22 protein-coding genes, 1 tRNA gene and 3 pseudogenes are annotated in these 25,079 nt (G+C 71.9%); 6 read left to right on the plus strand and 20 right to left on the minus strand.

Annotated features, from left to right (window positions below; all coding sequences use genetic code 11):
• Positions 1 to 94 precede the first annotated feature (94 nt).
• From AB0O01_RS07015 to AB0O01_RS07030, 4 genes are all read right to left on the minus strand, one after another.
• Complete coding sequence (locus tag AB0O01_RS07015) at positions 95 to 2,185, minus strand: fructose-specific PTS transporter subunit EIIC (protein WP_365311452.1); 2,091 nt, start codon at positions 2,183 to 2,185, stop codon at positions 95 to 97.
• Between the two features lie 183 nt (positions 2,186 to 2,368).
• Complete coding sequence (gene pfkB / locus AB0O01_RS07020; protein ID WP_365311453.1) at positions 2,369 to 3,316, minus strand: 1-phosphofructokinase; 948 nt, start codon at positions 3,314 to 3,316, stop codon at positions 2,369 to 2,371.
• Positions 3,313 to 4,074: a DeoR/GlpR family DNA-binding transcription regulator gene (locus AB0O01_RS07025; protein WP_365311454.1), complete on the minus strand. Its 762-nt coding sequence runs from the start codon at positions 4,072 to 4,074 to the stop codon at positions 3,313 to 3,315. The genes pfkB and AB0O01_RS07025 overlap by 4 nt, the downstream gene beginning before the upstream one ends.
• Before the next feature lie 258 nt (positions 4,075 to 4,332).
• Complete coding sequence (locus tag AB0O01_RS07030; protein ID WP_365311455.1) at positions 4,333 to 5,910, minus strand: MFS transporter; 1,578 nt, start codon at positions 5,908 to 5,910, stop codon at positions 4,333 to 4,335.
• A gap of 62 nt (positions 5,911 to 5,972) precedes the next feature.
• Between AB0O01_RS07030 and AB0O01_RS07035 the strand changes: the two are divergent.
• Positions 5,973 to 6,932, plus strand: a pseudogene (locus AB0O01_RS07035) (WYL domain-containing protein); the annotation flags it as partial.
• A 75-nt stretch (positions 6,933 to 7,007) separates the two neighbouring features.
• On the opposite strand, the gene AB0O01_RS07040 reads toward AB0O01_RS07035, so the two are convergent.
• From AB0O01_RS07040 to AB0O01_RS07050, 3 genes are all read right to left on the minus strand, one after another.
• Complete coding sequence (locus AB0O01_RS07040; RefSeq protein WP_365311456.1) at positions 7,008 to 7,787, minus strand: TetR family transcriptional regulator; 780 nt, start codon at positions 7,785 to 7,787, stop codon at positions 7,008 to 7,010.
• A gap of 474 nt (positions 7,788 to 8,261) precedes the next feature.
• Positions 8,262 to 9,260: a sigma-70 family RNA polymerase sigma factor gene (locus AB0O01_RS07045; RefSeq protein ID WP_365311457.1), complete on the minus strand. Its 999-nt coding sequence runs from the start codon at positions 9,258 to 9,260 to the stop codon at positions 8,262 to 8,264.
• A gap of 555 nt (positions 9,261 to 9,815) precedes the next feature.
• Positions 9,816 to 10,583, minus strand: coding sequence for a class III extradiol ring-cleavage dioxygenase (locus tag AB0O01_RS07050; protein ID WP_365311458.1), 768 nt, complete (start codon positions 10,581 to 10,583; stop codon positions 9,816 to 9,818).
• A gap of 169 nt (positions 10,584 to 10,752) precedes the next feature.
• Here AB0O01_RS07050 and AB0O01_RS07055 point away from each other — a divergent pair, with 169 nt between their 5' ends.
• Positions 10,753 to 11,235: a MarR family transcriptional regulator gene (locus AB0O01_RS07055; protein ID WP_365311459.1), complete on the plus strand. Its 483-nt coding sequence runs from the start codon at positions 10,753 to 10,755 to the stop codon at positions 11,233 to 11,235.
• Positions 11,236 to 11,451: 216 nt separating this feature from the next.
• On the opposite strand, the gene AB0O01_RS07060 is transcribed toward AB0O01_RS07055, so the two are convergent.
• Positions 11,452 to 13,008, minus strand: a complete 1,557-nt coding sequence (locus tag AB0O01_RS07060) for an MFS transporter (protein WP_365311460.1) — start codon at positions 13,006 to 13,008, stop codon at positions 11,452 to 11,454.
• Positions 13,009 to 13,305: 297 nt separating this feature from the next.
• Positions 13,306 to 13,962, minus strand: a complete 657-nt coding sequence (locus AB0O01_RS07065) for a TetR/AcrR family transcriptional regulator (RefSeq protein WP_365311461.1) — start codon at positions 13,960 to 13,962, stop codon at positions 13,306 to 13,308.
• 504 nt (positions 13,963 to 14,466) lie between these two features.
• Between AB0O01_RS07065 and AB0O01_RS07070 the strand changes: the two genes are divergently transcribed.
• The 3 genes from AB0O01_RS07070 (at position 14,467) to AB0O01_RS07080 (ending at position 17,560) form a co-directional block, all read left to right on the plus strand.
• Positions 14,467 to 15,762: a M6 family metalloprotease domain-containing protein gene (locus tag AB0O01_RS07070; protein WP_365311462.1), complete on the plus strand. Its 1,296-nt coding sequence runs from the start codon at positions 14,467 to 14,469 to the stop codon at positions 15,760 to 15,762.
• Between the two features lie 152 nt (positions 15,763 to 15,914).
• Positions 15,915 to 16,787 carry an intradiol ring-cleavage dioxygenase gene (locus AB0O01_RS07075; protein WP_365311463.1) on the plus strand — a complete coding sequence of 291 codons (873 nt, stop codon included), beginning with the start codon at positions 15,915 to 15,917 and terminating at the stop codon, positions 16,785 to 16,787.
• Complete coding sequence (locus tag AB0O01_RS07080) at positions 16,787 to 17,560, plus strand: response regulator transcription factor (RefSeq protein WP_365311464.1); 774 nt, start codon at positions 16,787 to 16,789, stop codon at positions 17,558 to 17,560. The genes AB0O01_RS07075 and AB0O01_RS07080 overlap by 1 nt, the downstream gene beginning before the upstream one ends.
• 4 nt (positions 17,561 to 17,564) lie before the next feature.
• Here the strand turns inward: AB0O01_RS07080 and AB0O01_RS07085 are convergent.
• Together AB0O01_RS07085 and AB0O01_RS07090 are read right to left on the minus strand one after the other, a co-directional pair.
• Positions 17,565 to 18,026, minus strand: a pseudogene (locus AB0O01_RS07085) (substrate-binding domain-containing protein); the annotation flags it as partial.
• A gap of 184 nt (positions 18,027 to 18,210) precedes the next feature.
• The gene (locus AB0O01_RS07090; RefSeq protein WP_365311465.1) at positions 18,211 to 18,852 is read right to left on the minus strand and encodes a LysE family translocator; all 642 of its coding nucleotides are present in this window, start codon (positions 18,850 to 18,852) and stop codon (positions 18,211 to 18,213) included.
• Between the two features lie 153 nt (positions 18,853 to 19,005).
• Between AB0O01_RS07090 and AB0O01_RS07095 the strand changes: the two genes are divergently transcribed.
• Positions 19,006 to 19,078, plus strand: a tRNA-Arg gene (locus AB0O01_RS07095).
• 81 nt (positions 19,079 to 19,159) lie between these two features.
• Here AB0O01_RS07095 and AB0O01_RS07100 read toward each other — a convergent pair.
• The 9 genes and pseudogenes from AB0O01_RS07100 to AB0O01_RS07140 form a co-directional block, all read right to left on the minus strand.
• Positions 19,160 to 20,308, minus strand: coding sequence for a tyrosine-type recombinase/integrase (locus AB0O01_RS07100; protein WP_365311466.1), 1,149 nt, complete (start codon positions 20,306 to 20,308; stop codon positions 19,160 to 19,162).
• A complete protein-coding gene (locus tag AB0O01_RS07105; RefSeq protein ID WP_365311467.1) occupies positions 20,308 to 20,520 on the minus strand; it encodes an excisionase family DNA-binding protein in 213 nt (70 codons plus the stop codon). The genes AB0O01_RS07100 and AB0O01_RS07105 overlap by 1 nt, the downstream gene beginning before the upstream one ends.
• Positions 20,513 to 21,814, minus strand: coding sequence for a replication initiator (locus tag AB0O01_RS07110; RefSeq protein WP_365311776.1), 1,302 nt, complete (start codon positions 21,812 to 21,814; stop codon positions 20,513 to 20,515). The genes AB0O01_RS07105 and AB0O01_RS07110 overlap by 8 nt, the downstream gene beginning before the upstream one ends.
• A gap of 140 nt (positions 21,815 to 21,954) precedes the next feature.
• Positions 21,955 to 22,199, minus strand: a pseudogene (locus AB0O01_RS07115) (SpdD protein).
• Between the two features lie 25 nt (positions 22,200 to 22,224).
• On the minus strand, positions 22,225 to 22,419 hold the full coding sequence (locus AB0O01_RS07120) for a hypothetical protein (RefSeq protein WP_184965503.1): 195 nt from the start codon (positions 22,417 to 22,419) through the stop codon (positions 22,225 to 22,227).
• Positions 22,420 to 22,435: 16 nt separating this feature from the next.
• Complete coding sequence (locus AB0O01_RS07125) at positions 22,436 to 22,627, minus strand: mobile element transfer protein (RefSeq protein ID WP_249457435.1); 192 nt, start codon at positions 22,625 to 22,627, stop codon at positions 22,436 to 22,438.
• Positions 22,628 to 22,638: 11 nt separating this feature from the next.
• Positions 22,639 to 23,259, minus strand: a complete 621-nt coding sequence (locus tag AB0O01_RS07130; protein WP_365311468.1) for a DUF2637 domain-containing protein — start codon at positions 23,257 to 23,259, stop codon at positions 22,639 to 22,641.
• A 34-nt stretch (positions 23,260 to 23,293) separates the two neighbouring features.
• Positions 23,294 to 24,670, minus strand: coding sequence for an FtsK/SpoIIIE domain-containing protein (locus AB0O01_RS07135; RefSeq protein ID WP_365311469.1), 1,377 nt, complete (start codon positions 24,668 to 24,670; stop codon positions 23,294 to 23,296).
• Entirely contained in the window at positions 24,670 to 25,026 is a 357-nt protein-coding gene (locus tag AB0O01_RS07140) for a hypothetical protein (protein ID WP_030790247.1), read from the minus strand. Before AB0O01_RS07140 ends, AB0O01_RS07135 begins: the two co-directional genes overlap by 1 nt.
• Positions 25,027 to 25,079 lie beyond the last annotated feature (53 nt).

Genomic DNA, 25,079 nt, shown 5'->3' on the forward strand with positions numbered 1-25,079 from the left:
CACTCACAGGTGCTCACAGTCACTCACAGCCACTCATAGGAATTCACAGGCTGCTCAAAGGGACGTATCTCCGTCCCCGCCCCGCGCTCCCCGCCTACGCCGCCACCGGCCGCTTCACCTCACCCGCCGCAGCCGCCGCACCCTCGCCCGGCGCGGTACCCGCCGCCCCCGGACCCACCGGCCCCCGCAGGCTCTTCAGCACCACCACCAGCACCGTCGTCACTCCCACCCCCGCCGCCAGCGCGATCAGGTACAGGAACGGGTTGCCGATCAGCGGTACGACGAAGATCCCGCCGTGCGGAGCGCGCAGGGTCGCGTCGAAGGTCATCGACAGCGCACCCGTGACCGCGCCGCCCGCCATGGACGCCGGGATCACCCGCAGCGGGTCGGCCGCCGCGAACGGGATCGCCCCCTCGGAGATGAAGGACGCGCCCAGCACCCAGGCGGCCTTGCCGTTCTCCCGCTCGGTCGGTGTGAAGAGCCGGCCGCGCACGGTCGTGGCCAGCGCCATGGCGAGCGGCGGGACCATCCCGGCGGCCATCACCGCGGCCATGATCTTCATCGCGGAGTCACTGGGCGCGGCGACCGCGATCCCGGCGGTGGCGAAGGTGTAGGCGACCTTGTTGACCGGGCCGCCGAGGTCGAAGCACATCATCAGGCCGAGCAGGGCGCCCAGCAGGACGGCGTTGGTGCCGGTGAGGCCGTTCAGCCAGTCGGTCATCGCGCTCTGCGCGGAGGCGATCGGCTTGCCGATCACCACGAACATCAGGAAGCCGACGACCGCCGAGGAGATCAGCGGAATCACCACCACCGGCATGATCCCGCGCAGCGAGGCCGGGATCCGGACCCGCTGGATCGCCAGCACCACCGCCCCCGCGATCAGACCGGAGGCGAGACCGCCGAGGAACCCGGCGTTGATGGTGAGCGAGATGGCACCGCCGACGAAGCCGGGCACCAGACCGGGGCGGTCGGCCATGCCGTAGGCGATGTACCCGGCCAGCACGGGGACGAGGAAGTTGAAGGCCACCCCGCCGATCTGGAAGAGCAGCGCGCCCCAACTGTCCGCCTGGGTCCAGGAGAAGTGGTCCATCACCGAGGGCGCCTGATTGATCTCGTAGCCGCCGATCGCGAAGCCGAGGGCGATCAGCAGACCGCCCGCGGCGACGAACGGGACCATGTAACTGACCCCGGACATCAGCCAGGTGCGCAGCCTGCTGCCATAGCCCTCGCCCGGCGCACCGGCCCGCGCGACCGGCGTACGGCCACCCGGGGTGCCGCCACCCGGGATGCCGCCGCCCGGCGCACGGCCCGGGTCGGACGCCCGGGTGCCGGTCCCGCCGCGCGCCGCCTTCTCGCGGGCCTCGGCGATCAGTTCGGCGGGGCGGTTGATGCCCGCCTTCACCCCGGTATCGACGGTGGGCTTGCCCGCGAAGCGGTCCTTCTCCCGGACGGGGACGTCATGGGCGAAGATCACGGCGTCCGCCGCCTCGATCACCGCCGGGTCGAGGCGGGTGAAACCGGCGGAGCCCTGCGGCTCCACGACCAGTTCGACGCCCGCGTCGCGCCCCGCGTTCTCCAGGGCCTCGGCGGCCATGTAGGTGTGGGCGATACCGGTGGGGCAGGAGGTGACGGCGACGATCCGGAAGGGCCGGTCACCACCGGAACCCTCATCGGCACCGGAACCCTCACCAGCAACGGCACCAGCATCGGCATCTGCGCCGCCCGGCTCCGGCTCCGGTGCCGGCTCCTCCCCCCGGATCAGCGCCGCCGCGCCCGCCGGGTCGCCCACCGCCCGCAGGGCCGCCGTGAACTCGGCGTTCATCAACTGGCGGGCGAGGGAGGACAGGATCGTCAGATGGTCGTCGTCGGCCCCGGCCGGGGCGGCGATGAGGAAGACCAGGTCGGCCGGGCCGTCCGGCGCGCCGAAGTCGATGCCGGTGGCGCTGCGGCCGAAAGCGAGGGTCGGCTCGGTGACATGTTCGCTGCGGCAGTGCGGGATGCCGATGCCGCCGTCCAGGCCGGTCGGCATCTGGGCCTCGCGGGCGGCCACGTCGGCGAGGAAGCCGTCCAGGTCGGTCACCCGGCCCAGCGCCGCCATCCGCTCGGCGAGGGAGCGCGCGGCGGCTTCCTTGGTGTCGGCGGACAGGTCGAGGTCGACCAGGTCCGCGGTGATGAGGTCGGTCATCGCGGGCTCCTTCGCACGCGTATCACCCGGGAGGCGGGCGGGGCCGGACGGAAGTCGGAGGAGAGGGAGAGGAAGAGGAGGAAGAGGAGGAACGGGTGGAGGGGGACGAGGAGAGCGAGGATCACGGCACCGGGCCCCTCGGCTCACGGCAGGCCGGCCCCTTCGGCTCACGGCAGATAGAGATCACGACACCGGCTCCCTCAGCGCGCGCCCCGTCGGGACATCCCCCGTCACCGTCACCGCCCCCGGATCGAGGTCCGCCGGGGACGGCATCACACTGCCGGGGAGCTGGACGGCCGCGGCGCCGTGGGCGACGGCGGAGGCCAGCGCGGCGGGGCCGGTGCCGCCCGCGATGAGGAATCCGGCGAGGGAGGAGTCCCCCGCGCCGACATTGGACCGTACGGCGGTGACCGGCGCGGACGCGAACCACGCGCCCCCCTCCGCCACCAGCACCTGCCCGTCGGCGCCCAGGCTGGCCAGCACCGCTCGGGCGCCCATCGCGCGCAGTTCCTCGGCCGCCTTCAGTGCGTCGCCGACGGTGGCGAGGGGGCGGTTGACGGCGGCGGAGAGTTCCTCGGCGTTGGGCTTGACCACATCGGGGCGGGCGCGCAGCGCGTCGAGGAGGGCGGGCCCGGAGGTGTCCAGGGCGATCCGCGCGCCCCCGTCGTGCGCCCGCGCGACCACCTCGGCGTACCAGGAGGGCGCGAGGCCGCGCGGGAGGCTGCCGCAGCAGGCGATCCACGCGGCGCCCGCCGAGCGCTCCCGGACGGTGGCGAGCAGCGCCTCCCGCTCGGCCGCCGACAGTTCGGGCCCGGGTGCGTTGATCTTCGTCAGGACGCCGTCGGACTCGGCCAGCGCGATATTGGAGCGGGTGGCTCCGGCGACCGGCACCGGGGCGACCTCGATGCCCTGCGCGTCGAGGAGTTCGGCGACCAGCGCGCCCGGGGCGCCGCCCAGCGGCAGCACGGCGACGGTACGGCGGCCCGCGGCGGCGACCGCCCGCGAGACGTTCACACCCTTACCGCCCGGGTCCATGCGCTCCCCGCTCGCGCGGATCACCTCACCGCGTTCCAGCGCGGGGACCTCGTAGGTGCGGTCGAGGGAGGGGTTGGGGGTGACGGTGAGGATCATGCCCGGACCACCTCCGTGCCGCCGCGCTCGATCGCGGCGGTGTCCTCGGGGCTCAGCGCGCTGTCGGTGATCAGCAGGTCCACCTGGTCCAGGTCGCCGAAGCGGGCGAAGTGCTCCTGGCCGTGCTTGGCGGAGTCGGCGAGCAGCACCACCCGGCGGGCCGCCGCCATCGCCGCCCGCTTGACGGCGGCCTCGGCGAGGTCGGGGGTGGTCAGGCCGTGCCCGGCGGAGAAGCCGTTGGCAGCCACGAACAGGACGTCCGCGCGGATCTCGGCGTACGCCCGCAGCGCCCAGGCGTCCACGGCGGCACGGGTACGGTGCCGGACCCGGCCCCCGACCAGATGGAGCTGGATGCCGGGGTGGTCGGCGAGCCGGGCGGCGATCGGGAGGCTGTGGGTGACGACGGTGAGGGAGGTCTCCAGCGGGACGGCCCCGGCCAGTTGCGCCACCGTCGTACCGGCGTCGAGGATCACCGTGCCGTCGGCGGGGAGTTCGGCGAGGGCGGCCCTGGCGATGCGGTCCTTCTCGTCGGCGGCGGTGGACTCGCGCTCGGTGAGGTCGGGTTCGAAGTCCAGCCGACCGGTGGGGATCGCGCCGCCGTGCACCCGGCGGACCAGTCCGGCGCGGTCGAGGGCCTTGAGATCCCGGCGGATCGTCTCCGCCGTCACCCGGAACTCCTCGGCCAGCGACAGCACATCCACCCGTCCCGCGTCCCGCGCGAGCCGGAGGATCTCCTGCTGCCGCTCCGGTGCGTACATGTCCGCCTGCCTCCCCTGCCTCGATGCCCGATGCCCGATGCCCGATCGTGTGGTTTTGGTTCCGTTACGCCGGAGAGTACGGGGCGATTTCCGTAAAGTAAACCCGTTCGGATCTCAAACGGACATGAACGGGCATTCGGTGCAGCGTTCGCGAGCACCCGCCCACGCCGAAGGACCCGGCGCCGATCACTCGGACGCCGGGCCCTTCCGGAGGAAACATGACAGACAGCGAGCCGCCCCTCAGGCCCCTCACACCCCTCAGGACACCAACTCCGGCTCCCGCTCGGGCTCCCGCTCGACCGCCACCGGCGCCCCGGCACCCCCCGCCCCCGCCCGACGCCCCGGCAGCGCGAACATCACCAGGAAGATCAGCACCAGCAGCCCCGCGACCCAGCCCAGCGCGTTCTGGAAGCCGTCCAGATAGGCGGCGCCCAGCCCCTCGGCGCCCGGCCCCCCGGCACCCGGCTCCACGGCGGCGCTCCCCCCATCAGCCATCCGCTCGTCGACGATCCCGAAGAACACCACCGAGACCAGCCCGAGCCCCAGCGCGTTGCCCATCTGCGTGACCGTGTTCATCAGCCCGGACGCGGCGCCCGCGTGCTCGCGCGGCACCTCGGAGAGCACCGCGTCGGTCAGCGGGGCGACGATCAGCCCCATGCCCGCGCCCATCACGATCAGCGGCAGCGCCATCTGCCAGGACGCGATGTCCATCCCGTACCGCCCGGACTCCCAGAGGTAGAGCAGCACGCCCGCCGCCATGATCGCCGCGCCCGCCTGGAGCACCTTGCGCCCGAACCGCGGCACCAGCTTCTGCACGGACACCCCGGCCGCCACCGAGACCGCGACCGAGAACGGCACCCCGGTCAACCCCGCCCGCAGCGCCGACCAGCCCAGCCCGATCTGCATATAGAGCGTCCAGACCAGGAAGAACACCCCCATCACCACACCGAACACGGTCTGCACGGCGATCCCCGCCGCGAAGCTCTTCACCTTGAACAGCGACAGCTCCACCAGCGGCGACCCGTCCCGCGCCGACTTGCGCCGCTCGTACGCCACCAGCGCCGCGAACACCCCGAGCGAGCCCGCCATCGAGACGAAGCCCCAGACCGGCCAGTCGTTCTCGCGGCCGTGGGTGAGCGGATAGACCAGCATCAGCAGCGCGGCGGTGACCAGGACGACCCCGACCAGGTCCAGGCGCAGCGCCCGCGGCGCCTTCGACTCGGCGATGAACCGGCTCCCCAGGATCAGCGCGGCCACACCCACCGGCAGATTGATCAGGAAGATCGGCCGCCACTCCAGACCGAACAGGTTCCACTCCGTCAGCAGCGCGCCCAGCAGCGGCCCGGACACCGCGCCCAGCCCCACGATCGCGCCGAACAGCCCGAAGACCTTGCCGCGTTCGTGCGCCGGGAAGGTGGCGTGCACGATGGCCAGCACCTGCGGCACCATCAGCGCGGCCGTGCCGCCCTGGAGGATCCGGGAGGCGACCAGCACCTCCGGGTTCGCGGCGAGGCCGCAGAGCGCGGAGGCCAGGGTGAAGCCGCCGACGCCGATCAGGAAGATCCGCTTGCGGCCGTAGATGTCACCGAGCCGTCCGCCGGTGATCAGCCCGGCGGCGAAGGCGAGCGCGTATCCGGCGGTGATCCACTGGATCTGGCTGAAGCTGGCGCCCTCGTCCCGCTGGATCGCGGGGACGGCGATATTGACGATGGTGACGTCGACGAGGTCCATGAAGGCCGCCGTCATCACGATGGCGAGCGCGAACCAGCGCCTCCGGTCCCCCGCCCCGCCCTGCTCCCGCCGGGTGTGCATGTGCGTTGTCTCGCTGGAAGTCATGAGAGCACGTTAGGACCCCAATAGGCCAGATCGTGTCCTAGTGATACGGCATGCTCGTCGGTATGACGACGGACACCCCGGCACGGCTGCTGACCCTGCTCTCCCTCCTCCAGACGCCCCGCGAATGGCCCGGCGGCGAACTCGCCGGCCGCCTCGGGGTCTCCCGGCGCACCATCCGCCGGGACATCGACCGGCTGCGCGAACTCGGCTATCCCGTCCAGGCCACCAAGGGCTCCGACGGCGGCTACCGGCTGGTCGCGGGCAAGGCGATGCCCCCGCTGGTCCTGGACGACGAGGAGGCCGTCGCCATCGCGGTCGGACTGCGGGCCGGGGCCGGGCACGCGCTGGAGGGCGTGGACGAGGCGTCGGTGCGGGCGCTCGCCAAGCTGGAGCAGGTGCTGCCGGGCCGACTGCGCCACCGGGTGGCCACCCTCCAGGCCGCCACCACCCCGCTCACCAGCGGCGACGGTCCCACCATCGCCCCCGAGACACTCACCGCCATGGCCGCCGCCGTGGCCGGGCACGAGCGGCTGCGGTTCGCCTACCGCTCCGGCGACGGCACCGAGTCCCGCCGCCTCACCGAGCCCCACCGCCTGGTCTCCACCGGCCGCCGCTGGTACCTGGTGGCCTACGACGTCGACCGCGCGGACTGGCGGACCTTCCGGGTCGACCGGGTCGGCGACCCCTTCGCCACCGGGGCCCGCTTCACCCCGCGCGAACTGCCCACCGGCAGCGCCGCGGAGTACCTGCGGCGCTCGATCAACCGCCGGAGCGCCTCCTACGACTTCGCCATCGTCTTCGCCGCCCCCGCCGCCGAGGTCGCCGCCCGGCTCCCGGCGTTCCTGGGCACCCCGCAGCCGCTCGGCGACGACCGCTGCGAGCTGCGCGGCACCACCGAGGACCCGGTGGAGTGGTTCGGGGTGCGGCTGGCGATGCTCGGCTTCGAGTTCACGGTCCGCGAACCGGCCGAACTCGTCTCCTACGTGGGGGATTTGGGGGCGCGGCTGGTGCGGGCGGCGGCGGGGGGGCGGGTGAGGGGCGGGCGAACCAGTGACAGGCGGACCGGTAACGGGCGGACTAGCGAGGGGCGAGTCGGCTCACAGCTCCTCCCAGCGGAACTCCCGCAGGGCCGCCAGGTTCCCGAGGGCCAGCGCGGCCGGGCCGCCGGAGCCGCCCGCCGGGGCATCACCGGCCGCCCACGCCTCCACGGCCACCCGGACGGCCACGCTGGCGACGGCTGCGGCGAACCGCAGCGCGGGGGAGGGGGGTGCCGGGGCCGCCGCCTCGTCGGCAACGTTGTCGGCAGCGTCGCCGGGGCCGCCGTGCCCGCCATCACCAGCCCCGGCCCCGGGGCCGGCGCCGGGGCCACCGTCGCCGTCCCCGCGTGCCGTCCGGGCCGCGAGCACCTCGGCGAGGTCCCGTTCCGAGGTCCGGCCCACCTCGGCCCAGACCCGGCCCAGGGAAGGGCTCGTCTCGGCCAGCCGGACCAGCGTGCGCACCCATTCCCAGGACGCGGCCGACACCCCGGCACCCGGGGTGAAGGTGTGCCGCACCGCGTACTCCAGCGCCTCCGGCACCGTCAGCCCGGCCGGGGCGTCCCGGACCGCCTGGGCCCAGCGCTGGGCTCCGGCGGCGTAGAGCGGGGCGACGGACTCCTCCTTGGTCGCGAAGTAGCGGTAGAAGGTGCGCGGGGCGATCCCGGCGGCCTGCGCGATGTCCTCGGCCCGGGTCGCCCTGAGCCCCTGTCCGGCGAAGAGCCCGGCCGCCGCGCGGGCGATCTCCATCCGGGTCGCCGCCTTCCGCCGCTCGGTCAGCGACCCGGCGGGGGAGGCCGGGGCAGCCGCACTCGCCGGAGGGGCGGGAGAAGCGGACGGCACGGGAGGGGAGGACAGCGCGGGAGGAACGGAGGGCTCGGGAGAAGCGGAAGGCGCGGGGGACGACGGGGAATCGGGGCGATTCTGTGCGGGGGTGGTGCTGCTCACTTCGGCAGGCTATGCCGCTGTGGCAGAATCTGCCATCCGGCGGGCCACCCCGGGGTTCAGGTTCGGGGTGCCCCGCCTTTCGCGTTTCTGCGGGTGCGGACAGAGAGGGAGCCGGGCTCCGACGCCAGGGGGGAGGCGCCGAGAGCCCGGCTCTGGGAAAGTCCCGGCGCCGGGGGGGGTTGTAGCGTCGGGACGTGGTCTCAGTTGTTGTCGTTGCCGTCGTCGTGGCCGCCGTATGGCCGTCTTCGTCGGGGTCGTGCGGTGCTGCCGTCAGGCGGGGCGGCCCGGTGACAGCGTCGACACCACCTCATGGTGAACTCGTGTGCCCGGAAGTTTGGTTCCCGATGCCACCCGATTCACCGCCGTGCCTCAGGCGACCGCGTCGAACCCGGTGTCCCGGGCCAGCTTCTTCAGCTCCAGCAGGGCGTGCTTCTCGATCTGCCGGATGCGCTCCCGGGTCAGCCCGTGCTCCTTGCCGACCTCGGTCAGGGTACGCTCCCGGCCGTCGTCTATGCCGTAGCGCATCTTGATGATCGAGGCCGTGCGCTGGTCGAGGCGGCCGATCAGGTCGTCCAGCTCCTCGCTGCGCAGCAGGGTCAGCACCGACTGCTCCGGGGACACCGCGGAGGTGTCCTCCAGCAGGTCGCCGAACTGGGTCTCGCCCTCGTCGTCCACCGACATGTTCAGCGAGACCGGGTCGCGCGCCCAGTCGAGGACGTCGCCGACGCGCTCGGGCGTGGAGCCCAGCTCCTTCGCGATCTCCTCGGGCTCCGGCTCCCGGCCCTGGTCACGGTTGAACTCGCGCTGCACCCGCCGGATCCGGCCCAGCTCCTCCACGAGGTGCACGGGCAGCCGGATGGTGCGCGACTGATCGGCGATCGAGCGGGTGATGGCCTGCCGGATCCACCAGGTGGCGTACGTGGAGAACTTGAAGCCCTTGCGGTAGTCGAACTTCTCCACCGCGCGGACCAGGCCCGCGTTGCCCTCCTGTATGAGGTCGAGCAGGGGCAGACCACTGCGGGGGTAGCGCCGGGCGACCGCGACGACCAGACGGAGGTTGGAGCGTATGAAGACGTCCTTGGCCCGCTCGCCGGCGGCCACCAGGGCCTCCAGCTCGGCGCGGCTGGCGTCGGTCTTCGTCTCCTCGAAACCCTCCAGGACCTGTCGCGCGAACACACCCGCCTCGATGGTCTGCGACAGCTCGACCTCTTTGGCCGCGTCGAGCAGCGGGGTGCGCGCGATCTCGTCGAGGTACATGCCGACCAGGTCGCGGTCGGCGATCTCGCCGCCAGAGGTGCGAACGCTGTGTGCCGCGTCGGAGGTCCCACCGGCGGTGGACTTACGACGGGCGACGGCACGGGTTGCCATGCGTGCTCCCTTGCGATGGTGGGGTCAGCGGGTGGTCCTGGAATGCCCGGCACCTGTCTTCCGTGTGCCCTGCACTCGATGGAATCAACGACTGGAAACCGGACAGAATTCCCCTCGCGTCCCCCAATTTTCTGATCATGCAGTACCCTGTGCCGCCGCATCGGGACGCAGGGTGCCCTCGGAAGGGACGACGATGCAGGTCGGACCGGTGACCGAGAAGGTCTCGACGCCCTCTCCGCAGCCGCCCTCCCGCCCGGCGGCCCGTCCGCACCCCTCCACCAGCCCTTCAGCAGCCCTTCTCCCTAGAAGACGGACCGCACCGCCCGATGGTTGCCACGGCGGCGGACTCACGGCGAATCCTTGGAAACGCCACATCCGGTTCTTACCCGCCCGAACCACTCCGCACCGCGCCCTGGCCCGCCCGAACCGCACCGCATGACGGCACACCCGCCGGAACCGCCCCGCGCCGCACCCCCTGAAACCCGGAGCCCGGAGCCCGGAGCCCGTAACCGGGGACCAGTAACCCGGAACCCGGAACCCGGAACCCTCCCCGCCTCAGCCGAACTGCACCGACCGCTTGGCCAGCCCCATCCAGAACCCGTCGATCACCGACCGCTGGGCGTCCAGCTCACCGGCCGCCTCCGCCGCCCCCATCGTCACGAACAGCGGGGCGAAGTGCTCGGTGCGGGGGTGGGCGTAGCGCCCGGCCGGGGCCTTGTCGAGGAAGTCCAGCAGGTCGTCCCAGTCCTGGGTGTCCAGGGCCCGGCGGCCCCAGTCGTCGAACTCCGCCGACCAGGTCGGCACCCCCGGCCCGGTGTGGCGCAGCGCGGCCAGATTGTGGGTGAAGAAGCCGGAGCCGACGATCAGCACCCCCTCGTCGCGCAGCGGGGCGAGCCGGCGTCCGACGTCCATCAGGCGCCGGGGGTCGAGGGTGGGCATGGAGATCTGGAGGACGGGAATGTCGGCGTCCGGGAACATCTCGACCAGCGGCACATAGGCCCCGTGGTCCAGACCCCGGTCCGGTATGTCCTGTACGGGCGTGCCGGGGGCGCGCAGCAGCTTGCGCACCGAGTCGGCGAGGGCGGGGGCGCCCGGGGCCTCGTAGCGGACCTTGTAGTAGTGCTCGGGGAAGCCCCAGAAGTCGTAGACCAGGGGGACGGGGTGGACCGCGCCGAGGGCCAGGGGGGCCTCCTCCCAGTGGGCGGAGACGATGAGGATCGCCTTGGGGCGGGGCAGACCGGCGCCCCAGGCGGCCAGTTCACCGGGCCAGACGGGGTCGTCGGCGAGCGGCGGGGCGCCATGACTGAGGTAGAGGGCGGGCATCCGCGAGGGGGCGGGTACAGGGGAAGCGGGTGCGGTGACCACGGGGACCCTCCGGTCGGTGGGGCGAGCGAGCAAGCGAGCCGAGTTGCTTGAAAGCTAAAGCATTATGAGCCACCACCGTACGACCTCTTTGTTCAAAGTTCAAGGAGATGGGTCGTAGAGTGGACCCATGACCACCTGGCTCAGCGCCGAAGAACAGCGCGTCTGGCAGGCGTTTCTGCACGCCACCACGTTGCTGGAGGACCATCTCGACCGGCAGCTCCAGCGGGACGCGGGCATGCCGCACATCTATTACGGGCTGCTCGTCCAGCTCTCCGCCGCGCCCGACCGGCGGCTGCGGATGACCGAACTGGCCCGGCACGCCAAGATCACCCGCTCCCGCCTCTCGCACGCCGTCGCCCGCCTCGAACAACGGGGCTGGGTGCGCCGGGAGGACTGCCCCTCCGACAAGCGCGGCCAGCTCGCCGTCCTCACCGACGAGGGGTACGAGGTGCTGCGCCGCACCGCGCCCGGCCATGTGGACGCCGTACGGCAGGCGCTGTTCGCGCGGCTCACGCCGGAACAGCAGAAGTCCCTCGGCGAGATCATGCGGATCGTCGCCGAGGGACTTCAGCCGAGCGAAGCGGGTGCGGACCTGCCCTGGCTCCGCTGAGCCGCTCTCCCGGCGGAGGCCGGGGCAGGTCCTTGAGTGCCGTACGGGGAGGCGTCCCCTCCTCCCGTGTACGGCGGTCCCGAGGGGCCGGACGGCGGGACGCGCGATGCACGATGCGCGATGCGCGCTGCCCGCGATGCGCGCTGCACGCGATCCCGATGCCGTCCGTTCATGACCGGGTACCCCGATGGGTCCCGGTGTGACCGGGTACCCCGGTCAGTGGGCGATCACCGGCACCGGTGCCTCGTCGTGGGCGCCCTCGCCGTCCTGCGCGCCGGAGGCCACCGTGGTGGAGCCGGGGCGTCCGGCGTTGACCATGACGAAGGCGATCAGCGCGGCGGCGACCAGGATGCCGACGGCGAACCAGATGGCGCTGGTGTAGCCCTCGACCATGCCACGGAGCTGGACCAGCTCCTGCGCGGAGCGGTTGGTGCCCGCGCCCGCGATGTTGTCCGCGATGTAGGAGGTGGTCGCGGAGGCGGCGATGGTGTTCAGCAGGGCGGTACCGATCGCGCCGCCCACCTGCTGGGAGGTGTTGACCATCGCGGAGGCGACCCCGGAGTCACGCGGGGCGACCCCCTGGGTGGCCAGCGACATGGCCGGCATGAAGGCGGTACCCATACCAAGGCCGAGCAGCAGCATCCCCGGCAGCAGTACGGCCGTGTAGGAGGTGCCGACCTCCAACTGGGTCAGCAGCAGCATGCCGACGGCGGCGACCAGGAAGCCCGGTCCCATCAGCAGCCGGGGCGCGACCCGGGTCATCAGCCGGGTGCCGATCTGGGTGGAGCCCACGATCATGCCCGCGATCATCGGCAGGAAGGCGAAGCCGGTACGGACCGGCGAGTACCCCTGCACGATCTGGAGGTAGTAGGTCAGGAACAGGAACAGACCGAACATGCCGATGACGGCGAGACCGAGCGAGAGGTAGATCCCGCCCCGGTTGCGCTCGGTGACCACGCGCAGCGGCAGCAGCGGGGCCTTGACCTTGGACTCGACCAGCACGAACGCCAGCAGCAGCACACCGGAGGCGACGAACATGCCGACGGTGAGCGCGTCGCTCCAGCCCTCGGACTCGGCGCGGGTGAAGCCGTAGACCAGCGCGACCAGACCCAGGGTGGAGAGGATCACACCGGGGACGTCGAGCGGCGAGCGGTTGCGCCCGCCCCCGGGCTCCCGGATCACGTACCAGGCACCGACGGCGGCGACGACCGCGAACGGGATGTTCACGAAGAACGTCCAGCGCCAGTTCAGGTACTCGGTGAGGAACCCGCCGAGGATCAGACCCACGGCACCGCCACCACCGGCGATGGCCCCGTAGATGCCGAACGCCTTGGCGCGCTCCTTGGCGTCGGTGAACATCACCGCCAGCAGGGACAGCGCGGCGGGCGCGAGCAGGGCGCCGAAGACACCCTGGAGGGCGCGGGCGCCGAACATCATGGCCTCGTTGGTGGCGGCGCCGCCCAGCGCGGAGGCCACGGCGAAGCCGACCAGACCTATGACGAAGGCGCGCTTGCGCCCCCACAGGTCCGCGATCCGGCCGCCGAACAGCAGCAGACCACCGAAGGCCAGGGCGTAGGCGGTGACGACCCACTGCCGGTTGCCGTCGGAGATGCCCAGGTCCTGCTGGGCGGAGGGGAGGGCGATATTCACGATGGTGGCGTCCAGGACGACCATCAACTGGGCGAGCGCGATGAAGATCAGGGCCTTCCAGCGACCCGGATCGGAGGCCGGCAGCCCGGAGGCGCCGGAAGCCTTGACGGCTGGTGCAGACATGGGTGTACCCACTTCGGGACTTCGTGACGGATATGTGTGACGGGACGGGATGAAGAAGATGAAGAAGATGAAGAAGGGGATGGGCGAGAAAGAGACGAGGGAGGTCCATGGCAGCGGATCTATCGAGATCTGCTGGAACCTGATGAAATTTCGGGCTTGTGGAGAGGAACGCCGAACACGCTCAGCGGGACGCGTGACGGATGTGGTTCGGGTGGGTGTGATGGGCGTGGTGAGGGTGATGGACGCGATGGACGTGATGGGTGTGATGGGCGTGGTGACTGTGGCCGGCGGCCGAACTCATCGCTGGGCTGTGCTCCGGCGCAGATCCTCCATGGTGACCGCGGCCCCCGGCAGCGCGGAGCGGGCCGGTGCCCGCATCCCGTCCAGGAACAACTGAAGATGACGGTGTACGAACGGGTCCACGCCCACGCAGACCGTGCCGGCCGGGGGCCGGCTGAGCTGGGCGACGGCGAGCATCAGATCACCGACCCCGACATCCGGACGGACCTGCCCGGCGGCCTTGGCCCGGTCCAGGGCCTCATCGACCAGTGCCTCGAACCGCATCCGCGCCGCTTCCAGATCGGGATGGCTGCGGTCGAAGCTGCTGGTCATCATCGGGCACAGGGCGCTGATCCGTTCGTCGGCGGCGGTGTGCGCGATGCGCTCCAGCACCGAGAACGGGTCCTCGCACTCCGCGAGCGCCTCTTCCGCGGCGCGGGCCGTGCGGTCGATGACCGAGCAGACCACCTCGCGGACCAGGGAATCGCGGTCCGGGAAGTTGCGGTAGACCGTGGCGTTGCCGACACCGGCGCGGCGGGCGATCTCGTCGAGCGGGGCGTCGCCCCCGTACTCCACGAACAGTTCCCGGGCGGCGATGACGATCCGCTCCCGGTTGCGCAGGGCATCGGCGCGGGGCCGGGGTGCCTTGCGGCGCACGGGGGTCGCGGTGTCCACGGAGGGCCTCCTCGGTGTCCGTCCGGCGGCGCGGGGTCCGGCCGGGCGTCGGTCTGCTGAGTGAACCGGGGAGTCGGTCCCCGGATCGTCGTACGCGTGGTTAAACGGGGACGGCGTCCCCGGTTATTTCCCGACCCGGCGAAGAATTCATATGACCTGGGTCACAACACTGACCGGCCTTGGGTCACCCCACTCGCGGACCCCGCACCCCCGGCAACTCCGCCACGGACCCCGCACCCCGGGCAACCCCGCCACGAACCCCGCACCCCGGGCAACCCCGCCACGAACCCCGCACCCCGGGCAACCCCGCCACGGACCCCGAACTCCCCTTCCGCAACACTCCGGCCGGGAAATTCCCCCGCCCGCCGCACCCGACCCCACGTTCGGCCCTCCCGGCGCGCGACCGGGGGGACTTCGACACAGGGTGGGCGAAAGGCAGCAACCGGTACCGGCCCTCCCCCGCCGCGCCCCGGGACGGTGGCTGCCCGGAGCGAAAGGCCCCCCATGCAGCCCTCCCGCAGCCGGATACGCCGCGGCGGCCGGATACGCCCCCGCCGCTTCGCCGCCCTCGCCTCGGTGACCGCGCTGACCTTCGCCGTCAGCACCGCCGCCGGCACCGGACGGCACACCGTCGGCTCGACGGCAGCGGGCGCCGCCGCCCTGTCCCGCTCCTCCGCGCAGGGCCCCTGCATGATCAGCGGCCGGGAGGAGGTGCTGATGTCCGAGGGCGTACCGACCACCGGCGGCTATGCCGCGTCCACCGGCACCGTGCGCGCGCTCAGCCTGATGGTCGACTTCCCCGACGCCCCCGGCCAGGGCAGCGCCCTGGACCGCTACCGGGAGTTCTTCCCACAGACCACCGACTGGTTCCGCACCAGTTCCTACGGCCGGCTCGACTACCGCTCCGAGGCCCCCGTCACCGACTGGCTGCGCATGCCCAGGACCTTCGAGGAGTACGGCATAGAGCGCGGCGCCCCCTTCGACCCGGGCTACCGGCACCTGGTCCAGGACCTGGTGACCGCCGCCGACCCCGATGTCGACTTCAGCCGCTACGACCTGCTGAACGTCCTGGTCACCCCCAACGCGGGCCCCTCGGCGCTGGACACCGTACTGTCCGTGACCTTCGCCGGGAACCCGGACGCGCCCACCGCCGACGGCGTCCCGGTCGCCAACGCGTCCTTCGTCTACTCCCGCCAGGACGACGGCTCCGGCTCCTACCGGCGCACCGGCTACCGCGTCCTCCCGCACGAGAACGGCCATGTCTTCGGCCTGCCCGACCTCTACACCCAGGAGGGCGGCGGCGCGGTCGGCCACTGGGACATCATGAGCGAGGACTGGGGCGCCAACAACGATCTGCTGGGCTGGCACAAGTGGAAGCTGGGCTGGCTCCGGCCCGCCCAGGTGGCCTGCGCCTCGGCCCCCGGCACCTCCGAGCACGCCCTGACCCCGCTGGCCCGGCCGGGCGGCCCCAAACTCGTCGTCGTCCCCGTCGACGCCCGCACCGGCTACGCGGTCGAACTGCGCACCCGGGGCGGCAACGACGAGACGGTGTGCCGCTCCGGCGTACTGATCTACAAGGTGGACGCCGACATCGACACCGGGCAGGGGCCGGTGCGGGTCCACGACTCCCGGCGGGACAGCGGCGGCTGCACCCGCTCGCCCAATGTCCACGCCGAACTCTCCGACGCGCCCTTCGTCCCCGGCGAGACCTTCAAGGACCCGGGGAACGGCATCACCATCGCGGTGACCTCGGCGGATCCGAACGGCAACCACACGGTGCGGGTGACCCGAACCAACTGATCTGCCCCACTACCCCACCTTGTATTCCCTGTATGAGGAGTTGGGGTGACAAGGCGTCGACGACTGCCCCAAAGGGCACATGTCCGGGCCGCGTCCGGGAAACGGGCCGTCTTCATGGCGATCTCTCAGGAACGGTTCCTAGCGTCCGGGCCATGGCAGACCACCAGCACCTCCCCATGAGCCGCCGCCATGTCATCGTGGCCGGCGGCGCGGGCATCACCGCGATCGGCCTGAGCGGCACATACATCGCCACCGCCAACACCGGCACCGGCACCGGCACCGGCACCGCAACCACCCCCTTAACCTCCTCCGCCGAAGACGTCCTGCCCCTCACCAAGGAGACCACCGAGGGCCCCTACTACCTGGACTACGACAAACACCGCGTCAACATCACCGAGGGCCACCCCGGCACCCCCCTCGACCTGCGCATCCAGGTGCTCGACGCCGAGACCGGCGACCCGGTGCCGGACGCCTCCGTCGACATCTGGCAGTGCGACGCGCTCGGCATCTACTCGGGGTACGAGGAGACCTCCGAGGCGATGAACGAGGGCGAACTCGTCTTCCCCGGCGCCATCCCCAAGCTCGCCCCGGACAGCACCACCACCTATCTGCGCGGCTTCCAGATGACCGGCCGCGACGGCTGGGTCCGCTTCCGCACGATCGTGCCGGGCTGGTACACCGGCCGGACCGTGCACATCCACACCAAGGTGCACACCCGGGGCGTCTTCCTGGACCAGGCGTACGCCGAGGGCCAGACCGTCCACACCGGTCAGGTCTTCTTCCCCGAGGAACTGATCGAGGCCGTCTCCGGGATCTCCCCGTACACCGGGAACGATCTGCCCCGCACCACCAACGCCACCGACGCCTTCTACACCGGCGACACCGCCGCCGACGGGCTGCTCACCGTCACCTGGAACCGCGCCGACCCGGCCCGGCTGGCACGGGCCAGCATCCGGATGGCCGTCGACCTGGAGGCCGTGAACCCGGGCCGGGCGGGCAACGCCCCGCCGCCGCCGGTCCGCTGATGCCGGACCCGGCCCGCGCCCCGCGCCGGGTGCTGGTCGCCGAGGGCGACGACACCCTCCGGACCCTGCTGGAGTCCGTGCTCCGCCTCACCGGCTACACGGTGACGGGCACGGGCTCCGGCCGGTGCGCCCTGCGGGACATCGAACGGACCTCGCCCGACGCGGTCCTCCTCGACGCCGCCCTCCCCGGCCTCGACGGCCTCCAGGTGACCCGCGCCCTGCGGGCCACCGGCGACGACACCCCCGTACTCCTGCTGACCCGGGGCCCCGGCGACGGCCCGGCCGGGGCACGGGCGGGCGCGGACGACCAACTCCCCAAGCCCTTCACCATCGAGGACCTCCTCCCCCGCCTGAACACCCTCCTGGGCACCCCCACTCCCACTCCCCCCACTCCCCCAACTCCCCCCACCCCCCTCCCCGACGACACCGTCCTCCTCTTCGCCGACCTGCGGCTCGACAGGGCGGCCCACGAGGTGCACAGGGCGGGCGAGTACATCCCCCTGTCCCCCACCGAGTTCAGTCTCCTCGCCTGTCTGATGGCCGACGCGGGCCGGGTGGTGCGCCGCCGCCGGATCGTCGAAGAGGTCTGGCACCCCGACTTCGCCGGGAGCACCCGCATCATCGAGACCTATGTGAAGTACCTGCGCCGCAAGATCGACCGCTTCGACCCACCGCTGATCCACACGGTGCGGGGGGTGGGCTACTGCCTGCGGCTGCCCCGCGACACACCACAGCCCGCCCCCACGGACGAAGGGATCCCGGCTCCCCGCTGAAGCCTCACCCGGACTCGCGCCACCCGAAGGAGTCGGCGACGACGAGTTCACAGACGGGCTCGGCTGCGGCGTCGGTGGCATCGGTGGCATCGGCGGTTAGGCGGTGCCACCGGTCCCGCCCGCAGACGGGGTGGACGGCGGTGAGGAGCGCCGGGGCGACCAGGGAGGCGGCGTCGATGCCGTCGTAGCCGGTGACGGCGAGGTCGCCCGGGACACCGAGCCGCCGCAGCGCGCGGGCGGTGCCGAGGACGCTGATGGCGATCAGGTCGTCGGCGCAGGCGATGGCATCGGGCGGGCGCTCCCGGGTGAGCGGCAGCTCGACGGCCTCGCGACCGGCGTCACGGGTGAAGCCGGTCGCGGACGACGAGGTCTTCGTCCACGGCACGATCACCCTCGCGGCCTGAGCACGGCGGAAGCCGATCCCCTTTCCGCCGCTGGACCCGAGGTGCCGGGTGCCACCGACATACGCGCCCCGACGGCGGGCCCTGCCCCAACCCGCGCCGGCTCACGCGAGGCTGCACAACGCCTGGCACGACCGATCCACCCTTTCCGGGGTGCCGGGGCGCCGGAGTGCCGGAGTTTCGGGGTGTCGGGGTGAGGACGCCCGCATGGGCCCCGCCCCCGCCCCTCTCCCCCACTCCCCCACTCCCTCACTCCCTCCGCCCGGTGACGGCGACGGTGACCCCGAGCCCGATCATGGCGAGCCCTCCCGCCCCGCCGACGGCGGAGAGCCGCCGGGGAGAGCGCGCGAACCAGTCCCGGGCGGTGGCGGCGGCCAGCCCCCACACGGTGTCGGAGGCGACCGCTATCGCGCTGAACACGAGCCCGAGCAGCAGCATCTGCGCGGCGACCTGCCCTTGCGCCCGGTCGACGAACTGCGGCAGCACGGCCGCGAAGAAGACAATGGTCTTGGGGTTGGTCACACCCACGGCGAACCCTTCCCAGAAGGTCCGCACCCCACCGCCGCCACCGTCGCCCCGCGCGTCCACGGCCTGCGCCAGCGCCCCGCGCTCCCGCCAGGCCCGAACCCCCAGATAGACCAGATAGGCGGCCCCGGCGAGCTTCAGCACGGTGAACAGCACGACCGACCGCTCGACCAGCGACCCGACCCCGAGCGCGACGGCGACGATCAGCACATAGGCCCCGACGGTGTTCCCCACCACCGAGGTGAGCGCGGCCCGCCGCCCCTGACTGAGGGCCCGCCCGACCACGAACAGCACACTGGGACCGGGCACCACGATCAGCAGGAACGACATGGCACCGAAGGCGAGCAACCTCTCAGGAGACACCATGAGCCCATGCAAACACGCACCGTCCCCCCGCCTCCACCCCTTATTTCCCCCACCCCCCGCCCCCGACTCCGCCCAACCCCGAAACTCCCACCCGCTACACTGACGTCGGCGGCGGCCCGCCCCACGGGCCCGTCCTGCATGAACGCCGCCTTCGCCTTCGTAGCTCAGGGGATAGAGCACCGCTCTCCTAAAGCGGGTGTCGCAGGTTCGAATCCTGCCGGGGGCACAGAGAGAAGGGCCAGCTCAGGAGGGATCCCCTCCCAGGCTGGCCCTTCGGCGTTTCAGGGGTCGTGCCACAGACGTGCCACTACGGGCCCGCAGGGTCCTTCTCGGAGGTCACTCCCCCACCACCCCGGATCATGGCACCGAGCCGGTCTGCCAGGGCGCGGTCCCGGTCGCTGGTCATGTGCTGATAGATCAGAGCGGCACGGGAGCTGCTGTGGCCCATGCGGGTCATCAGCTCGCGGGTGCTGGCCCCTGCGGTCGAGGCCAGCGTGTTGCCCGTGTGTCGAAGATCGTGGAAGTGCAGTTCGGCCGTGACGCCCGCAGCCTTCCGCGCCTTGACCCAGTCGTCCCGGAAGTTACTCCGCCGCAGTTGTCCGCCCTGGGGGCCGACGAAGACGTGCCCGTCACGGCCGGGAGCGGCGAAGTGCTCCAGGTGGTGCGTGACCGCATCGAGGAGTTCGGCCGGGAAGGAGACGGAGCGCACCCCCGCCGCGGACTTCGGCGCCTTGTCGAAGAGCCGGCCGTCCTGCAGCTCGGCCTGAGCGCGGCGCACAGTGACAGTCAGCGCCTCCAGGTCGATGTCCCGGCGCCGCAAGGCCGCCAGCTCCCCGAACCGCAGCGTGGTGAAGGCCGCGAGGAGGACGAGCAGCCGGTAGCGCGGCGCGATGGAGTCGGCCACGGCGAAGACCTCCGCCACCGTGAGGACTGGCCGTTCGGGCACGTCGTAACGGTCCGCGCCCTTGATGCGGCACGGGTTGCGCCGGATCAGCTCGTCATCCACGGCCGTGTTCATCAGGGCACGCAGCAGTTGGTATGCCTTGACGACGGACGGCTCGCCGACGCCAGCCGCCAGGAGCCTGCCGCGCCAACTCCTCACGCGAGGAGTCGTCACGTCGGCCACCGTTCCGGCCCCGAAAGTGGGCAGGATGTGCAGCCGCATCACCGACTCGTTCCGCTCGCGAGTGCGGTCGGCCAGCTTGCGGTCCCGCAGCCATGCGGTGGCGTAGTCGCCGAAGTTCACCGCCCCGGCGTCCGGGTCCGACCACTGCCCGCGCGCGATGTCCGACTCGATGTGTGTCAGGGCGACCTGAGCGTCGGTCTTGGTGGCGTACGTCTTCTCAGCGGGACGCAGTTGCCCTGTCTCCGGGTCTCGGTAGCGGACCTGCCAACGACCGGACGGAAGCTGTCGGACGGAACCGAAGTCTCGGCGCCTGCCTTTCTTGTTGGCCATCAGGCAACCCTCCGCAGGGAGCGGCCCCGATGACCGATCGCCTGCACCGTGTTGGCGTCGATGAAGGCCTTCAGCGCGCTCTCCGGAATGCGGACGTGACGGCCAACCTTGACGAACACGATGCGTCGCTCGGCAATCAGGCGACGCGGGAAGCGTTCCGTAGTGCCAAGGAGTTCGGCCACCTGCGCCACGGTCAGGTAGCGGTCAGCCATGAGTGGGTTCTCCTTCCGTTCCGGGAGCGGGTTCGAGGGATGCGGCAAGCCAGGCTTCGGCGTCGGACAGGCCGGTGCCAGCGAACACCCAGTGGGCGAGGACGTACGTCGTCTCGGTCTCGGGGCCGTTGAGTGCCGCCGCCTGTGCTCGGCGCCATTCGGCGCGTGCGTCGCGGAGGGCGCCGAGGGTCGTGGAGTAGCGGCGGGACTTGGTGGAGAAGTGGCCGCGAAAGCCGAGCATGTGGGCCCAGGCCCGCAGGCGAAGGTGTTCCAGGTCCTTGCGTGCGCCGAGGGTCCAGGCGGTTCGGATGAGGCGGCGGGCGTGGTCGCTGATGTCGAGCTGGGCGAGTTCGGCGGCGAACTTCAACGGCCGGTCCAGGGCGCCCGTGGCGGTCTCGGCCCCCTTGGTGGCGTACTTGGCGATGTACGCCGCTACGGCCCGCTCGGTCAGCTCCTGGCCGTCGTTGAAGTTGGTGGAGCGGATCGTGCGGACGTCGAGCTGGCGACCGAAGGTGAAGGTGTGGGCGCGGCCGTCGATGACCGGACCGTCGACACGGACCTTTGCAGCAGCGGCCTCGATGGCGTCGGTGAGGAGTTCGGCCGTTGCCCAGGGCGGGGGCGGGGTGTCTGCGCCGCTGGGGCCGTCGAGGCGGATCACGGCGTGGAAGTGGACGGCTCCGCGCTTCTGGTACTCGGCGACCTTGGCAAAGGAAACACGGGCGTGGTCGCGGAACCGCCGCTGTGACAGACCCGCCCGCTTGGCCACCTCACGGCGCAGGTAGACGGAGAAGCGCCGCCAGAGCTGCCCGGCGTGAGCGTTCCAGAGGACGGCCGCCTCGTAGTCGTAGGTGTCCGGGTCGAGCGCGGTACCAAGGGCGTCGTCGTCTTGGTCGTGGTGGGTGCCGCAGCGGCAGGGGCGGCTGTCGGTGCGGCGGTTGTGGACCGGGCCGAAGCCGGGGGCGGTGAAGGTGGCGAAGACGCGGGGGTGCGCAGCGACGTGTTCCGGGGTGCCCTTGCCGCCGCGCAGTCCGGCGGTGATGAGGTGGAAGGTGTCGCGGCGGTAGACCTCGGCGCAGGCCAAGCAGCGGGTGGTGCGGCGGTTGTTGCAGCGGACGAGGAGTTGGCCGGCCGGGAGGGCGGTCGAGTTGAGGTGGTGGAGGACGTGGCCGATCTCGCCGGTGGTGGTGTCGATGTCGTACTCGGTGCGGTGGCCGTCGAGGCGGATCGGGTTGGTGCAGCCGCCGAGCCCGGATAGCTGCCGGAGGAGACCGGGCAGGGTGCCGCCTTCGGCCAGCCTTGTGAGTTCCGGGAGCGGGGGCGGGGTGGTGCGGGTGAAGATGGCGGTCTCCTTCTGACTGGATCGGTCAGGAGTGATGGCCCGGGGCGGCCGGATGCTTGGCCGTGTCGTGGCCGCCCCGGGTGCGGTTCGGCTGGTCAGCGCCGGCACTGATCGCGGAGCAGGGAGCGCACGACGACAGCGGCGACGGCCACGGATATGGCCGTGACGGCGACGGCGGCCAGGAGCGCGGTTAGGACCACCCCGGCGACGAGCACCGTCGCGACCGTCTTCTGATCCACCGGGGCGACGGGAGGCCGCGTCGGGCGGGAGCCGGGTCGGCCGGTGCGTGGGTGTGGGCGGGCGGCGGGGTCGGGCTGTCCGGGTACTTGGGCAGGAACACAGCGGGCGTCTCCTTATCTACTCGTCTAGGCATGTGAGCCGTTTACGACGCTCACACCGGAGCGCGTGCCGGACTCGATGGCGGGAGCCAGGAAGGTGTGCGAGAGCCAGAAGCCGAACAGAGCGATCAGGACGACGATCCAGGTACGGACGCCGAGGAACTTGATCGCTCCCCAGGCGAAGAAGCCGAGGACGACGACGAGCGGCAGGCTGACGGTCACGGTTGTCCGGGTCCTTTCAGCGGACGGGGCAGCGGTGGGTGCGAGCGGCCAGTTCGGCGGCGGCGCGGCTGTCGTAGTCGGCGGAGAAGCCGCAACGCGGAGCCGTGCAGGCCGCGGTGTGCTTCTCACGGCCCCGGTTGTCGTAGGCGGTACCGACCTGAACGGGGCCGATGCGGGTGACGTTGCGGAAGCTGCGGTTGGCGGACACGCGGTCTCCTCTCAGAGGTGGGCGGCGATGGCCTCGGCCATCGGGGCCGGGACGCCCAGGCGGGCACGGAGCGTGAGGGTGTCGATCGGGACGCCAGTACGGACGTGGTGCTCGGCAGCGACCTTGCGGGCGTGGTCGACCAGGGCGGACGGGACGGGTACGGACGGGGGTTGCTGCGGTGCCTCGATGGCCGGTTGGGCAGGTGGCTCGGACGCGGTTTCGGGCTCGTCCTCCTGGTCCTCGGTGACCTCGGGTTCGGAGTCCGTCGTGGGTGCGGTGTGAGCGAGCAGGGTTCCGCCGAGGAAGGCGATTGCGGGCCAGCCCGCGACAAGGATGCGCAGCCAGGGCGGGACGTTGCCGAGGTCGAGAAGGCCGGCGGTGGCGATGTTGGCACCGAGGGAGGCGGCGAGTGCGATGACGAACCAGCACCAGGCCGCCGCTTTGCCGTGCCCGGAGCGCAGTCGACGCCAGGCGGCGACCAGCAGCAGGTCGACGGAGACGGGGTAGGCCCACGCCTTCCATCCGTCCTGTCCGGCGGCCACAGCGACGTCGTGGAGATGGGCGAAGGACAGCGCGGCGGCGATGAACGCCTGGACGAGCACCGCGTCGACGCGGGCCAGGTGGGCACGCATGATGCGGCTCCTTCCGGAGTCGGGCGGGGGAAGGTCAGTCGGTGACCGGGTGGGGCAGGACGACCAGCGGCGTGCTCTCGACCGGATGCTCGGGCACGTCGGGCCGGAAGCGCTTCAGGGCGGGGAGGTCGGGCACCAGGTGGGCCGACTCGCGGCAGGTCTCGGCAGCGTCGCCGAGGGAGAGGTACGGCGTGCGGATGCGGGACCAGCCGCCGGAGGTGTCGCCCGCCACGGCCAGGCCAGGCCGTTCCGGGGCGATGGAGCAAGCGGCGGAGACCGCTTCGGGGGCGATGTCGCCCAGGGCCATCTTGGCGGACGCTTCGTCGTTGACTCGGTGGCAGACACGGCCGGTGAGCTGGGCACGGAGCATGGTGGCGCCCTTGCCGAGTTCGGCGCCGAAGCGCTGGCCGCACACTTCCAGGTAGATGCCGGCGGCGCGGCCGAGCTGGGCGAGGCGGATGAGCTGGGTGACCATCTCGTCGCGCCATTCCTCGTCCTTCTTTGTGGCGACCATGAAGAGTTCGGCCACCTCGTCCACGAACAGCACTACCGGTACCGGGCGTTCGTGCTCCGGCAGACCCCAGATGTGGGAGGTGATTTCCTCGTCCGGGGTGCCGGGGGCGATGCCCTGCCGGGCCTTGATCAGGTCGTATCGGTCCTCCATTTCCTTGACCAGCACCGGCAACAGCTCAGCCGCCTGTTCCGGGTCGGTCGCGAGTGCGGAGAGCCGGGGCGCGAATGGCGCCAGCTCGACACCCCGCTTGCAGTCGATGCCGACGAGGGCGACCGGCTGAGGAGCGAGTCCGGTGATGAGGTGCCGCAGGTACATGGACTTGCCGGACAGCGTGGCGCCAAGGGTGAGTTGGTGGGGGATGGTGCGGTAGTCGCGGACGAACGGCGTGGCGTCCTCTCGCAGGGCGACCGGCACCTTCAGGAAGCCGCCCGCGATCTTGCGCGGCATGCGCACCCGCCGTAAGACGTCGTACCCCACGAGCCGCAGCTCGACGACCCCCGGCTTGACGGTGGTGACGTACACGGCGTGAACGCCCCACGCGTGCCGCAGCCGTTCGGCCGAGGCGGCGACGTCGGCGGGCTCCTGGCCCGGCGCCAGGCGGAGGCGTATCCGCAGCCCGGTCGTGGTGGGCCGGATGAGGCCCCGACGCGGCGGCACGGGCCGCACCTCGCGCTGCGTCATGGCCTTCACGGCGAGCACCCGCAGCCGGGAGGGCGCCACGGTCAGGCCACACGCCTCCATGACCGAGCAGTACGAGCTGAGCAGCCGGACCGTGGACACCGGCAGACCGACCGTGGACCAGTACGCCCCCGGGTGCTTGGCCCGGGCGTAGGCGGCCCCGCCGCCGAGTGCGGCGACAGGACCACCCACTTCCAGAAGCGTCGTCAGGTCGGACATCAGGCGGCGGCCCCGGTCGCGGCCGGGAAGGCGGCCGGAGTGACAGCGGCAGCGCGGTAGGCGATGCCGTGGCGCTGCTGGCCGTTGAAGACAGACTCCCACGGCCGGGCGACGAGGCCCGGCAGCGAGACCGGCGCGCCGAGAGTCAGCCCCTCGGAGATGCCGCCCTCCGGAACAGTGACCTTGATGAGCGACGACTCGCCGTCCTCAATGTAGACGACGCCGATGGTCATCAGCGCCTCACCGCTGTTGGCGTCCTTGGCGATCTCGCCGGTCTGCCGGTCGCGGACCTTCGGCTCGGGGGCCTCGGTGAGGAGGATCGTCGCTCCGGAGGTCTCCACGCGGATGGTGCGCAAGGCACACTCCTATCTACTCGTCTATACAAGATGGGTCCTGTGAGTCCCTTGAT

The sequence above is a fragment of the Streptomyces sp. NPDC093252 genome, assembly GCF_040683675.1.
Classification (GTDB): domain Bacteria; phylum Actinomycetota; class Actinomycetes; order Streptomycetales; family Streptomycetaceae; genus Streptomyces.

Bases quoted from the DNA above. Each gene is read 5' to 3' on its own strand.
- AB0O01_RS07015 (WP_365311452.1), bottom strand. From the start codon at position 2,185: ATGACCGACCTCATCACCGCGGACCTGGTCGACCTCGACCTGTCCGCC.
- pfkB (WP_365311453.1), bottom strand. From the start codon at position 3,316: ATGATCCTCACCGTCACCCCCAACCCCTCCCTCGACCGCACCTACGAG.
- AB0O01_RS07025 (WP_365311454.1), bottom strand. From the start codon at position 4,074: ATGTACGCACCGGAGCGGCAGCAGGAGATCCTCCGGCTCGCGCGGGAC.
- AB0O01_RS07030 (WP_365311455.1), bottom strand. From the start codon at position 5,910: ATGACTTCCAGCGAGACAACGCACATGCACACCCGGCGGGAGCAGGGC.
- AB0O01_RS07045 (WP_365311457.1), bottom strand. From the start codon at position 9,260: ATGGCAACCCGTGCCGTCGCCCGTCGTAAGTCCACCGCCGGTGGGACC.
- AB0O01_RS07050 (WP_365311458.1), bottom strand. From the start codon at position 10,583: ATGCCCGCCCTCTACCTCAGTCATGGCGCCCCGCCGCTCGCCGACGAC.
- AB0O01_RS07055 (WP_365311459.1), top strand. From the start codon at position 10,753: ATGACCACCTGGCTCAGCGCCGAAGAACAGCGCGTCTGGCAGGCGTTT.
- AB0O01_RS07060 (WP_365311460.1), bottom strand. From the start codon at position 13,008: ATGTCTGCACCAGCCGTCAAGGCTTCCGGCGCCTCCGGGCTGCCGGCC.
- AB0O01_RS07070 (WP_365311462.1), top strand. From the start codon at position 14,467: ATGCAGCCCTCCCGCAGCCGGATACGCCGCGGCGGCCGGATACGCCCC.
- AB0O01_RS07075 (WP_365311463.1), top strand. From the start codon at position 15,915: ATGGCAGACCACCAGCACCTCCCCATGAGCCGCCGCCATGTCATCGTG.
- AB0O01_RS07080 (WP_365311464.1), top strand. From the start codon at position 16,787: ATGCCGGACCCGGCCCGCGCCCCGCGCCGGGTGCTGGTCGCCGAGGGC.
- AB0O01_RS07090 (WP_365311465.1), bottom strand. From the start codon at position 18,852: ATGGTGTCTCCTGAGAGGTTGCTCGCCTTCGGTGCCATGTCGTTCCTG.
- AB0O01_RS07100 (WP_365311466.1), bottom strand. From the start codon at position 20,308: ATGGCCAACAAGAAAGGCAGGCGCCGAGACTTCGGTTCCGTCCGACAG.
- AB0O01_RS07105 (WP_365311467.1), bottom strand. From the start codon at position 20,520: ATGGCTGACCGCTACCTGACCGTGGCGCAGGTGGCCGAACTCCTTGGC.
- AB0O01_RS07130 (WP_365311468.1), bottom strand. From the start codon at position 23,259: ATGCGTGCCCACCTGGCCCGCGTCGACGCGGTGCTCGTCCAGGCGTTC.
- AB0O01_RS07135 (WP_365311469.1), bottom strand. From the start codon at position 24,670: ATGTCCGACCTGACGACGCTTCTGGAAGTGGGTGGTCCTGTCGCCGCA.